The following is a 13,005-nucleotide window of genomic DNA, read 5'->3' as shown; positions in this document are numbered from 1 at the left end:
AGGGAATTCAACTAACTTATGAATATTACTCAGCATACCGTTTCACAATTAAAAGACCCTACAGGAATCTTAACAGGGGATCGTTATGAATTCCGTCTATATATGGAGTTTGAAGAAGACGACGAATTACTTGAAGAAGATGCAGCTGGCTTGCGCACAATCTATGTAGTAGATGGTGAAAGCGATAAAATTACAGCTTCATACTTCTTCAAGAAGGGCACGGAGACAGCATTAGATTTCGAGCTGGAAGATGAAGAACTTGAAGAAGTACTTGCATTCTGCAGAGAAAATACAGTAAAAGTCGAAGAATCGTCAAAAAAATAATGAATAAGTCCAGTATTTCCGGTCATATCAGGTGAAATTTTGATAGAAATAGTGGATAATAAAGTAGAGCCGAATGGTAGGACATTCTAGCAATTCGTATGTCCAGTTGTTCTACAAATTTTTTTAGTAGGAGTGTTTACTATGGATCGAGAAATCGTCGATATTACGATAATTGGCGGAGGACCAACAGGTCTTTTTGCTTCTTTCTATGCAGGTATGCGTGAAATGTCAGTTAAAATCATCGATAGCCTGCCACAACTTGGCGGTCAGTTGATTGAATTATATCCAGACAAGTATATATATGATGTCGGAGGATTCCCGAAAATCCTTGCAAAAGATCTTGTGGCTAACTTAGTTACTCAAGCCCACCATGCGAAACCTGAGATTCTTCTAGGTGAAGCTGCGCTTTCAGCAACACGAGATGGTGACCATTTCGTATTGAAGACAGACAAGGGTGAGCATTTAACGAGAACAATTTTGCTTACAGCAGGAATTGGGGCATTCCAACCACGTAAGATTGGAATTGAAGAAGAAGTCAATTTCGAAAATACAAGTTTGCATTATGGGATTAAAGACTTGGCAATGTTCAAGGATCATAATGTTTTAGTATGTGGTGGAGGGGACTCTGCGGTTGACTGGGCACTTATGTTAGAAGACATCGCGAAGAATGTTACACTCGTGCACCGTCGTGAACGCTTCACAGCACATGAAACGAGTGTGAATCAGTTGATGGAATCGAATGTGAATGTGATGACTTCGCGCTCTGTAAAAGCATTGCGTGGGGAAGACGGAAAGATGGAAGAAGTTCATATCGTTCATAAGGACGGTACGGAAGAAGTCTTACCGATGGACCATGTCATCGTCAATTACGGAAACATCTCTTCTCTAGGACCTATTAAAGAATGGGGACTTGAGATGGAAAAGAATTCAATCATCGTAAATACACGTATGGAAACAAACATAGAAGGCATTTACGCAGCGGGCGACATCTCGAGTTACGATGGAAAAGTAAAACTGATTGCCGTCGGACTTGGTGAAGCGCCAATTGCAGTGAACAATGCAAAAGCTTACCTCGATCCTAAAGCACGAGTACAACCATTGCATAGTACAAGCGTATTTTCATAAGCATGTAAAGAAAGACCCGATGGACAATGTCCACCGGGTCTTTCTTTAGTTATTTTTCGTTCCAGGAACAGGAGGACTAAACAGATTTGAAACGAGGAGCCCCATAATCAATGAAACACCGCTCATTACAAATGGTGTGCCGCTTTCCGGGATACCTGGATAGATTACAAATACAGATCCGACAATTAACCCAATGATAATGGAAAACGTCAGAGTAGCATGTGTACTTAGTAAATAATGAATGACCTTACTGCTGATCACAAATCCTAAAACAACACCTAATCCGATAACGATAATAATAGGTATGTTGAAATCAGACAACGCCGCAATTGCGGTGGAATACATACCGAGTAGTAAAAGAACGAAAGAGCCACTAATACCAGGTAACAGCATAGCGGTGCTTGCAGCCCAGCCTGATAAGAATAAAACCACTGTAGTTTTAGGCGTTAAGGAAGTGATGACGGCACTTTCAGCAGGGGCGATAAACCCTGTCATCGCAAGCAAGATACCGACAATTAGTAAGACTACATAATGTTTTGCTTTAAACGTGGTTTTAATATTTGCTTGTTTAGCCATGAAAGGAAGGATACCAATAATCAGGCCGATAAAAAAGAATTGAGTAGGCGCGAAATAGTTTGCTAGTAAGAATTTGATCACTCTACTAAATAGTAGAATAGTTACCCCCATACCAAGTGCTAATGGGAATAAGAATCCTATATGTTTTTTCCAATCCTTACTGAATATCCCGTTGATCGACGTGAGTAGGCGATCATAAATTCCAAGTAAAAAAGCAATGGTACCTCCGCTAACTCCGGGAATAAGATCACTAATTCCCATCAAGAAACCTTTGTAAATATTTCTCCATTCCATTCGTGTATCCTCCAATTTAATGCTTGAATCTTTGACGTCTCACGCCAAAACAATGTTGCATGATGAATGAGATGTAGTTGGATCCAAAGCATAGAAAAGCGCATAGCCGGATGGTGCCGCCTATGCGCCCTGTTTAGTCATTAAGAAACGTGTGTTTCAGAACGATGAGCTTCAATTTTTTCCAAACGCTCATTGAATTCTTCTCTAGTTAAATCATGCTCAATAAAATAACGGTTACGAGGATGTGTCCGGCATTCATCAGAACAGCTGCGCATGTACATATGCTCATTTTCCTCAGAAGAAAGAATCTTAGCATTACATTCAGGGTTTGCGCAGTTTACATAACGCTCACATGGTGTTCCATCGAAGTGATCACGACCAACGATGACATGCTCGACTTGGTTTACAGGAACTGCAATCCGCTCATCGAATACATAACATTGTCCATCCCATAATTGACCTTTTGCGATTGGATCTTTACCGTAAGTGACGATTCCACCGTGTAATTGACCTACGTCTTCATAGCCTTCACGCTTCAACCAACCTGTGAATTTCTCACAACGAATTCCACCCGTACAATACGCGAGAACTTTTTTACCTTCAAGTTGTTCTTTGTTTTCACGAACCCATTCAGGGAGTTCACGGAAGTTCTCAATGTCAGGACGAATAGCGCCGCGGAAATGACCAAGGTCATATTCGTAGTCGTTTCGTGCGTCGATGACAACTGTGTTCTCTCCTTGCATTTCTTTAAGGAATTCATCAGGTGACAAATAAGTACCTGTTGTTTCTAGAGGATTTACATCATCTTCTAAGCTTAAATTGACGATTTCTTGACGTGGACGTACGTGCATTTTTTTGAATGCGTGTCCTTCTGTTTCATCAATTTTAAACCAAAGATCTTCAAATCGCTCATCATTCTTCATGTGTTCCATATACGCATCAGTTTGAGCGATTGTGCCTGAGCAAGTACCATTGATGCCTTCTTCGCCAACCAAAATGCGGCCTTTCAAGCCAGTCTCTCTACAAAACTGCAGGTGTTCAGCAGCAAATGTTTCTGGGTCTTCAATGTGAACGTACTTGTAGAACAGCAATACTCGATAATTTTCTTTTTCCATGGTCCTAACCACCTTCTGTTTTTTCACTTTGCAATAGGGTAAAACAGTCGGCCCGGTGCTATTACATTTTTTCACACATAAAAGCAACCCGCATTTGCAAGATCCGGGACAAGGACAGTATACCATAAAACAATAATCTTAAAAAGTGAACAAAAATTGACTTGAAAACGATTGTAATCTATCAAAATTTGTACTACTATTTAATATAGATATAGAAACAAGATTTTGACATAGGTACGAAAATCTACTAAAAATAGTGAACGTATATTACTTGGCTGTATGCGCGTGAAGGAGTCTTTCAGATATGAATAAAAGGGTAGGTAACGGAAAATTTAAATTGATAGATGTGCTTTTAACAACAATAATTGTATTTTTAGCAATGACGGCCATCTTACTAATTTTTTCATCAAGTAGTTCTGACAATCAATTAAAGTCGGCAACAAGTCCCTCTGCAAAAAAAGATGCCATTGTCGTCGATAAGTCGGATTCTAACTATGAAGGAGTTCAAATTGTCACTGAAACCTCCAATGATCCTTTAGCGAAATATGCCATTCAATATCCTCAAAGTAAAAATAAGGAATTTAACGAACAAGTTACTTCTTATATTACCCAAGCGAAAAAAACATACTTAGAAGCTATGCGTAATGTGAAAAACGAGGACAATAAGAAAAAGAGTGAACTTAATATTTCTTATGAAACTTACGAGGATCAGAAAGGGAATTACTCTTTCGTCCTCATGAACAACGAATCGCTCCAAGGGAGTAAGAGACTCTCTGAAATCGAATCATTCCACTTAAGTGCAAAAAATGGGGAGCAAGTCGCAATCCAAGATGTATTTAAAGAGGAACCGCAGACGCTACAAAAAATCACGGAAAAAGTTCGCAACAAAATTCAACATGATGAAAAGCTACGCAATGGGTTGATTACCCATAAGATGCAAGTTCGAACTGAACCGGAATGGAAGAATTTTGAGAACTACGCAATCACGGAAAAAGCGGTTTTTTTCTATTTTGAAAGTGGCGCTTTGAAAGATGAAAAAGCTGGACCGCAAATTGCTAAAATTAAAATTGAGTCTATGAATGACCTATTAAAACCAGAGTTTCAAATGACAACGACACCTCAAGCAAAAGAAGATGCAAAGAAAAATCCAAGTCAAAGTCCTCCTGAAAAAGCGGAAGGACAAGCAAATCCTTCTGAAGAGGATAAAGGAACCGAACAGGGAGTTGCAGTGAATCCACCACCAGCACCTGAAGAACCACTTGTTAAAAAGATTGCTCTAACGTTCGATGATGGTCCGGATCCGAAATCCACTATACAAATTTTAGAGATTCTGAAAAAGTATGATGCAAAAGCGACGTTCTTCATGTTAGGAAGTCGTGTGGAGTATTATCCGGAAACAGCGAAGGCTGTGAAGGATGCTGGACATGAAATCGGAAATCATTCTTGGAATCATCCTGATTTGAGTAAGATGCCACTTGCGAAAGCGTTGGAAGAGATCAATCGGACTACTGCAATCATTCAGCAAGTGACAGGGGACAAGCCAACTGTATTCCGACCACCATACGGAGCGTATACAGAACAGTTGAGCAAACAGACTATCCCACCGATCACATTGTGGAATGTCGATACGCTCGATTGGAAATACCGCAATGCCGATAAGCTTTTGGAAGAAGTGAAGAAATCGACTAAAGATGGAAGTACTATTTTAATGCATGACATTCATCAGTCAACAGCAGATGGCCTTGAGAATGTGATGGTGTATTTACAAAGCCAAGGGTATGAATTTGTCACGGTCTCCGAATTACATTAAACAAAAAGGAACGCCCAGAGAATATTCTCTGGGCGTTCCTTTTTGTTTAGATTTATTAGATTGAGTCAACTAGGACATCATCCATAGAAATGCTTAGTGCGTTCGCAACGCCTTCGCCGTAAGCTGGATCTGCGTAGTAACAATGTTTAATATGGCGGAGCTTAATTTCTTTTGGTGCATCTCCCATGTTGTTTGCAGTATTTTGGAATAGGAGTTGTTTCTGTTCATCATCCATTAGATTGAAGAGTTTACCCGGTTGTGTGAAATAGTCATCGTCATCCTCACGGAAGTTCCAATGATCTGCAGCGCCATCCAATTTTAATGGTGGCTCTCTGAAGTCCGGTTGTTCTTGCCATTCACCAACACTGTTCGGTTCGTAAGATGTTCGGCTACCGTGATTTCCGTCAACACGCATTTGACCGTCTCGATGGAAACTATGGAATGGACATTTTGGTGCATTCACTGGGATTTGGTGATGGTTGACCCCTAGACGGTAACGCTGAGCATCGCCATAAGAGAAGAGACGAGCTTGTAGCATTTTGTCAGGTGAGAAACTGATTCCCGGCACAACTGCAGCTGGAGTAAACGCAGCTTGCTCGACTTCGGCAAAGTAGTTTTCAGGATTACGGTTCAATTCGAACTCACCCACTTCAATAAGAGGGAAGTCTCCTTTATACCAAACTTTCGTTAAATCGAAAGGATTGTATGGCATGTTGCCAGCTTCTTCTTCGGTCATAACTTGAATGTACATTTTCCATTTTGGGAAATCTCCATTGTCGATGCTCAACAGCAAGTCACGTTGATGGCTTTCGCGGTCCGTTGAAATCATTTCACTAGACTGTTCATCTGTTAAGTTTTCAATTCCTTGCTGGGAACGGAAGTGGAATTTCACATAGTAGCGCTCGTTATTCGGACTGATGAAACTATACGTGTGACTACCAAATCCATGCATATGACGATATGTGCGTGGAATTCCGCGTTCACTCATTAAAATAGTAATCTGGTGCAACGCTTCAGGTAGTGATGTCCAAAAATCCCAGTTGTTCGTTGGGCTTCTTAGGTTTGTACGAGGATCACGTTTTACAGCATGGTTTAAATCCGGGAATTGCAGTGGATCTCTAAAGAAGAAGACGGGTGTGTTATTACCGACCATATCCCAGTTACCTTCCTCTGTATAGAACTTCAGTGAGAAGCCGCGGATGTCACGTTCGGCATCAGCTGCACCACGCTCACCGGCAACTGTAGAAAATCGTGCAAACATCTCTGTTTGTTTTCCGACTTCAGAGAAGAGTTTAGCTTTTGTGTACTTCGTAATATCATTGGTCACTGTAAATGTTCCGTATGCGCCTGAACCCTTCGCGTGCATACGGCGTTCAGGAATGACTTCTCGATCAAAATGAGCGAGCTTTTCAATCAGCCAAACGTCTTGAAGAAGTAAGGGTCCACGTGGACCTGCTGACATGGAATTCTGATTATCAACTACAGGAGCTCCAGCGGCAGTTGTTAACTTCTTGCGAGATTCATTCTCATTGTTGTTCATTTGTATTCCTCCTATGTAATGGTTTGTGAAACTGTTTATTAACTATATCAGAGCGTTTATTAGATAGCTAGCATTTTGTTTAGAATGATTATCGTTAAGTACAAGTTATTATTAACAGTTAAGTAGTAGGAGAATGTATTCTAATTTAGTGGAAAAAATGTGGGTAAAATCTATCATGTGACAACATTTCAACAAAGGACCCCAAAAACACCCTTAAGTTTTGAGCTTTGTAACAGATCCTTTGCTAATTGCTCACAAACTATTTTAGCGTTTAATTTATAATGGAGACAGATCGAGATTGAGGGGAGAGGTAGAGATGGAAGAGGTTTTACTTTCAAGAATACAGTTCGCTTCGACAACATTGTTTCACTTTATATTTGTCCCGTTGTCCATCGGATTGGCGCTGATCATTGCGATCATGCAAACGCTCTACGTTGTAAAGAAACAAGAAATTTATATGAAAATGACAAAGTTCTGGAGTGTGTTCTTCCTTATAAACTTTGCAATTGGTGTCGTAACAGGAATTTTCCAGGAATTCCAATTTGGGATGAACTGGTCGACATATTCTAGATTCGTAGGAGATATATTTGGAGCTCCACTAGCAGTTGAAGCTTTACTAGCATTTTTCCTTGAGTCTACATTCATAGGGATTTGGATCTTTGGTGCTCAGAAACTTTCTAAGAAACTTCATCTAGCTTCTATATGGCTTGTTTCAATTGGAACGATGATGTCAGCATTCTGGATACTAGTAGCGAACTCGTTCATGCAAAATCCTGTCGGTTACGTATTAAAAAATGGCCGTGCAGAAATGAACGACATTGTCGCACTTCTTACAAACGAAAAACTGTGGGTAGCATTCCCGCATACGATTTTCGGTAGTATCGCAACCGGTGCATTCTTCGTTGTCGGTGTCAGTGCGTTCTATCTTATTAAGAAGCGCCAAGTTGACTTCTTCAAAAAGTCTATTGGTATTGCATTGCTTGTCGGACTTGTAGGTGGATTAGGTCTTGCCTTCACAGGTCACGCTCAAGCTCAGTATTTGATGCACGCACAGCCAATGAAAATGGCGGCTGCTGAAGGACTTTGGCAAGATAGTGGAGATCCTGCAGCTTGGACAGTAATTGCAAACATCCATACAGAAAATCGCTTAACTACTGGACGGATTGAAATTCCTTACTTGTTGAGCTATCTATCTTATAATGAGTTCTCAGGTAAAGTATTAGGAATGGAAAGTCTAGAAAAGCAAATGATTGAGAAGTATGGGGAAGGAGATTACATTCCTCCTGTTAAAACAACATTCTGGAGTTTCCGTATTATGGCGGGCACAGGTGGAGCACTCGTTGTTACGAGTATTCTTGGGTTATTCCTATTGTTCCGTAAAAAAATCGCTTCAACAACTTGGTATTTGAGAGTGATGATACCAGTGATTTTCTTACCGTTCATCGGTAACTCATTTGGATGGATCATGTCTGAAATCGGACGTCAACCATGGGTTGTGAATGGTTTGATGAAGACAGCAGATGGTGTTTCACCTAACGTTTCTGCTGGACAAATTTTGTTCTCACTTATTTCGTTCTCAACAATCTATGCGGTCCTCGGGATCATTATGGTTGTACTATTTGTCAAGGTCATCCAACGTGGACCTGAAGAACGTAAGCAAAAAGACGTATCCGTTACAGATCCGTTTAATGTAGGAGGCGTGTCTAATGGCTCTAAGTGATTTATGGTTTGTGATAATTGCAGTTCTATTCATAGGGTTTATCTTTCTTGAAGGCTTTGACTTTGGTGTAGGGATGAGCATTAAGTTCCTCGCTAAAAACGAAACAGATAAAAAAATGCTCATTCATACAATTGGCCCTGTCTGGGATGCGAACGAAGTTTGGTTAATTACAGCAGGCGGTGCTATGTTTGCAGCGTTTCCACATTGGTATGCGACAGTTTTCAGCGGGTATTACTTGCCGTTTGTCGTCTTGTTGCTCGCACTGATTGCCCGTGGGGTAGCGTTCGAGTTCAGAGAAAAGATCGAGGCAGACAAATGGGTGAAAACATGGGATTGGGCAATTTTTGCAGGTAGCATTTTGCCACCTTTCCTATTAGGTGTCTTGTTTACAAGTATGTTGAAAGGAATGCCAGTTGATGCGGATATGAATATGCATGCAGGCTTCTTGGATTTCGTCAACGTTTACACAGTAGTAGGTGGAGCAGCATTTGTGCTTCTCTCTTATTTACACGGATTGTTATTCGTGACATTGAAAACAGAAGGATCTCTTCGTACTCGTGCAAAAGATGCTGCGCTTAAAATTTACTGGGCAACTGGCGTTGTACTAATCGCGTTTGTTGCGTTAACAGCGGTTTATACAGAAGCGTTTGCGAACAGAGGACCGATTCTGATTACATTATTTGCAGTAGTCTTCGTATTATATGCGTTCCTTCACCGCTTAATTGCTAAAGGACGCGAGGCATTCAGTTTCACAATTACTGGGATTACACTCATTGCCGTGATGGCGTCATTCTTCATTGCATTGTTCCCGAACGTAATGATTAGTTCACTAGATACTGCATATAACATGACCATCCGGGCAGCAGCATCAGGGGATTATTCGTTGAAAATAATGACATTCGTAGCACTTACAATGGTGCCGATTGTTATCGCTTATACAATTTGGAGTTACTATGTATTCCGTAAACGTATTACGGAAGATGTGGAGCATCTAGAACATTGATGGATCGACATCTTCTTCGGTATGACGGCAGCAAGAAAGCCTTTTTCCTTGTAGGAGTCTTAACAGTTATACAAGCGGCTTTCATCATCTTGCAAGCCCTCTCCTTGTCCTCAGCCATCACCCGGATGTTTCATGGGCTAGCTTGGAAGGGAACCGTTATATCGCTCGCCGTGTTTTTTGTCGCACATGCGATTCGTCACTCCCTCCAGTGGGGGAAAGAACGAATTGCACTCAAGTTTGCAGATGTAATTGCTCGTTCAACCCAAGATCAGTTAGCTGGAGCTATCCTAAGGGATGGAACAGGAATGATTGCACGACAAGGCTCAGGCTCGTTGCTTACTCTTACCTTAGAAGGTGTCCCGAAATTCCGTAAATACGTGGAACTTTTCATACCACGATCGATATCGATGGGAATTATCCCAGTGGTTATTCTAATCTATATTGTCACGTCTGATATCATGTCTGGCGTGACGCTTTTCCTTGTGATGCCAATTTTAATTATTTTCCTAATTTTAATTGGAATCGTATCGAAGAAAAAAATAGATGACCAAATGGGGACGTACCGCCAACTCTCAAGACACTTTGCGGATTCCATCCAAGGGATTGAAACGCTGAAGTTTTTAGGGCGAAGCAAGTCTCATGAAAAAGCGATAGAAGAAGTAAGTGACAAATATCGTGTCGCAACAAACCGTTCGTTAAGCTATGCTTTCTTGTCTTCGTTTTCACTAGATTTCTTTTCAAGTCTTTCTGTAGCACTCGTTGCTGTAGAACTTGGCATGCGGTTAATCAATGGTGGAATTGGCTTAGAATCTGCGTTAGTAATCCTTATATTAGCACCAGAATACTTCCTACCTGTCCGTGATCTAGGCGCAGATTTCCACGCGACAATGGATGGGAAGGATGCTGCTGATGAAATTCGTGCGTTATTGGCAGAATCTCGAGCAACAGCTAATCATGACTTAGTCGTAGTTCCGCTTGTTACAAAAGAAACCCATTTTTCTACTGCTTCAATCGGGAAACTAGGCGATCATGACATTGAAATTACGAAAGACATCCAGTTTTCCGTGACGGGTAAACAAAAGGTCGGGATTGTTGGCTCTTCAGGTGCTGGGAAATCGACGTTGATTGACCTGTTAGCAGGTTTTACATCACCAACTAGTGGTGCATTTCAGATAGATGACCAATCTGTGGACTCGCTTGCTTCAAATTCATGGAGAGAGCAAGTGACGTACATTCCACAGCACCCAACAATTTTCTCGGATACTCTTGCAGAAAATATCCGGTTTTATCACCCGCAAGCGAGTGATGAAACTGTACGGAAAGCAGCTCAAGCGGCAGGACTTGAACGTCTCGTTGAGGAATTACCCGGTGGTTATGATGAAATGATCGGTCAAGGCGGTCGACCTCTGTCAGGTGGAGAAGAGCAACGTGTTGCAATTGCGCGAGCGTTACTAGAAGATACATCTGTATTGTTGTTGGACGAACCAACTGCCCATTTGGACATTGAAACAGAACACGAAATTAAACAACTGCTCCTTCCAATTCTTGAAAATCGTCTTGTCTTCTTTGCGACACATCGATTGCATTGGATGAAAGAGATGGACTGGATTCTCGTTATGGAAGAAGGACGTATCGCTGAACAAGGGACACACGAACAATTATCTGCACAAAATGGTGTGTACAGCAAATTAGCTCGTGCACAGCGGGAAGGGATGATCCTATGAACTACGTCAAAAGCTTCGTTACTCCGTATATGAGTAAGTATTGGAAGTTAATGTCGGTCACTGTTCTATTAGGCATTCTTTCTTCCTTGTCTGCTGCACTTCTGATTTTTGTATCAGGGTACTTAATATCTGCTGCATCAGAACGGCCAGAAACGATTTTACTTGTCTACGTTCCGATAGTATTGGTCAGAGCGTTTGGACTTTCTCGTGCAGCATTTAGTTATGCAGAGCGAATGACAGGCCATAACGCTGTGTTGAAAGTGTTATCTGAAATGCGCGTTCGATTGTATCGTGCGTTAGAGCCGCAAGCATTGTTCATTCGTTCACGTTTTAAACGTGGTGACTTACTTGGGACATTGGCAGATGATATTGAACATCTACAAGACGTTTACATCCGTACAATCTTTCCAACCATAAGTGGTTTGTTCATATTCGTGTTTGCGACCGTTTCACTCTCTGTCTTCGATTGGAAGTTCGGATTGTTCATAGGGCTCTGTTTAAGCGTCATCGTTTTCGTCTATCCTTTGTTGTCATTGGTCATGATGAAGAAACATCAACAGAAATCGAAACAGCAGCATACGGCTCTTTACCACACGTTAGGGGATGCAGTCTATGGAATCCGGGATTGGCTCATCAGTAGTCGAACAGCTGATTTTCTAAGCAAATTCACGACGCAACGAAATGCGAGTTACGAGACAGATATGGAACTTGCTAAACGTGATCAAAATCGGACATTCCAACTGCACCTTATATCCGGAGCAATTACAGTAATTGTTGGAATTTGGGCAGGTATTCACGCAATAGAAGGAACTATTTTACCAACGTATATTGCTGCATTTACACTCGTTACACTTCCCATTATCGAATCGCTCATTCCGATTTCACACGCTGTGGAACGAATACCGGCGTACAACGAATCGTTTGCGCGTATTCAGCATACTGAAGATACAGCGCAGTCTGTATTCAAAGCTAGCGAGACTGTAGAGGACGTTCCAGTCGATGTGGATATCGAAGTGAATGGTGTTTCTTACACATATGGAACTGAAACAACTCAAGCGCTTCGTCAAGCTTCCTTATCGATAAAACAAGGCACACGCATTGCACTTCTTGGGAAAAGTGGTGCTGGTAAATCCACACTTGTCCAATTGCTTCTTGGTGCGTTGAAACCGGAAGAAGGAACGATTTCCATCGCTGGTAGAGCACCAGAACAATACGGAGAAAACATTCACAAAATTGTCAGTGTCTTAAACCAGAAGCCTTATTTGTTTGGAACTACAATTGAAAACAACATTCGTCTCGGAAATCCAAATGCGACAATTGAAGAAGTCGAGATGGTAATCCGTCAGGTCGGATTAGAAAGTTATTTGAGCAAACTACCCGATGGATTACAGACTCAGACGGAAGAAGCAGGTCGTCGATTCTCAGGAGGCGAAAGGCAACGAATTGCGTTAGCGCGTATTCTCCTTAACCACACACCAGTCGTCATTGTCGATGAACCCGCTGTCGGGCTTGATCCGGAAACAGAACGTGATCTTATTAAGACAATGATGGAAAGTCTGAAAGGGAAAACAGTCATCTGGATTACGCATCACTTGATGGGGATGGAACTGATGGATAATATCGTGTTCCTGGATGCTGGGTCAGTTGCAGACGAAGGAAATCACGATGAACTTCTTGAACACTCTAGCCGCTACCGTAGACTCGTCGAATTGGACCGTGGTATTTGAAAGAGAAAATTCAAATCATAATGAGCAACTAAGACTATGAAAAATGG

Annotated in this window: 10 protein-coding genes; 7 read left to right on the top strand and 3 right to left on the bottom strand. The window is 41.5% G+C overall.

Annotated features, from left to right (window positions below):
- The first annotated feature begins 18 nt into the window (after window positions 1-18).
- Window positions 19-324: a DUF6509 family protein gene (locus ACRPI0_RS08970; protein ID WP_432352173.1), complete on the top strand. Its 306-nt coding sequence runs from the start codon at window positions 19-21 to the stop codon at window positions 322-324.
- Window positions 325-465: 141 nt separating this feature from the next.
- On the top strand, window positions 466-1,449 hold the full coding sequence (locus tag ACRPI0_RS08965) for an NAD(P)/FAD-dependent oxidoreductase (RefSeq protein ID WP_432352171.1): 984 nt from the start codon (window positions 466-468) through the stop codon (window positions 1,447-1,449).
- Window positions 1,450-1,494: 45 nt separating this feature from the next.
- Here the strand turns inward: ACRPI0_RS08965 and ACRPI0_RS08960 are convergent, their stop codons facing one another.
- Window positions 1,495-2,319: a DUF368 domain-containing protein gene (locus ACRPI0_RS08960; RefSeq protein WP_432352169.1), complete on the bottom strand. Its 825-nt coding sequence runs from the start codon at window positions 2,317-2,319 to the stop codon at window positions 1,495-1,497.
- 140 nt (window positions 2,320-2,459) lie between these two features.
- Window positions 2,460-3,434 carry a rhodanese-related sulfurtransferase gene (locus ACRPI0_RS08955; RefSeq protein WP_432352167.1) on the bottom strand — a complete coding sequence of 325 codons (975 nt, stop codon included), beginning with the start codon at window positions 3,432-3,434 and terminating at the stop codon, window positions 2,460-2,462.
- A 304-nt stretch (window positions 3,435-3,738) separates the two neighbouring features.
- On the opposite strand from ACRPI0_RS08955, the gene ACRPI0_RS08950 reads away from it, so the two are divergent.
- Window positions 3,739-5,244 (top strand): polysaccharide deacetylase family protein, encoded by a 1,506-nt coding sequence (locus tag ACRPI0_RS08950; RefSeq protein WP_432352165.1) that lies wholly within the window; start codon window positions 3,739-3,741, stop codon window positions 5,242-5,244.
- A gap of 55 nt (window positions 5,245-5,299) precedes the next feature.
- Here ACRPI0_RS08950 and ACRPI0_RS08945 read toward each other — a convergent pair whose 3' ends face one another.
- Window positions 5,300-6,784: a catalase gene (locus ACRPI0_RS08945; protein WP_432352163.1), complete on the bottom strand. Its 1,485-nt coding sequence runs from the start codon at window positions 6,782-6,784 to the stop codon at window positions 5,300-5,302.
- A gap of 316 nt (window positions 6,785-7,100) precedes the next feature.
- Between ACRPI0_RS08945 and ACRPI0_RS08940 the strand changes: the two genes are divergently transcribed.
- Genes ACRPI0_RS08940 through cydC form a run of 4 tightly spaced genes read left to right on the top strand, consistent with a single transcriptional unit; the run spans window position 7,101 to window position 12,958 of the window.
- On the top strand, window positions 7,101-8,504 hold the full coding sequence (locus ACRPI0_RS08940) for a cytochrome ubiquinol oxidase subunit I (protein ID WP_432352161.1): 1,404 nt from the start codon (window positions 7,101-7,103) through the stop codon (window positions 8,502-8,504).
- Entirely contained in the window at window positions 8,491-9,507 is a 1,017-nt protein-coding gene (gene cydB, locus ACRPI0_RS08935; protein WP_432352159.1) for a cytochrome d ubiquinol oxidase subunit II, read from the top strand. Before ACRPI0_RS08940 ends, cydB begins: the two co-directional genes overlap by 14 nt.
- The gene (gene cydD, locus ACRPI0_RS08930; protein WP_432352157.1) at window positions 9,507-11,231 is read left to right on the top strand and encodes a thiol reductant ABC exporter subunit CydD; all 1,725 of its coding nucleotides are present in this window, start codon (window positions 9,507-9,509) and stop codon (window positions 11,229-11,231) included. Before cydB ends, cydD begins: the two co-directional genes overlap by 1 nt.
- A complete protein-coding gene (gene cydC / locus ACRPI0_RS08925; RefSeq protein WP_432352155.1) occupies window positions 11,228-12,958 on the top strand; it encodes a thiol reductant ABC exporter subunit CydC in 1,731 nt (576 codons plus the stop codon). The genes cydD and cydC overlap by 4 nt, the downstream gene beginning before the upstream one ends.
- Window positions 12,959-13,005: the final 47 nt, after the last annotated feature.

Origin of the sequence: Sporosarcina sp. A2, from assembly GCF_050858885.1 — a bacterium.
Lineage (GTDB): Bacteria > Bacillota > Bacilli > Bacillales_A > Planococcaceae > Sporosarcina.
The sequence above is the reverse complement of the archived record's forward strand: the minus strand, read 5'-3'. Positions and strand labels throughout refer to the sequence as shown.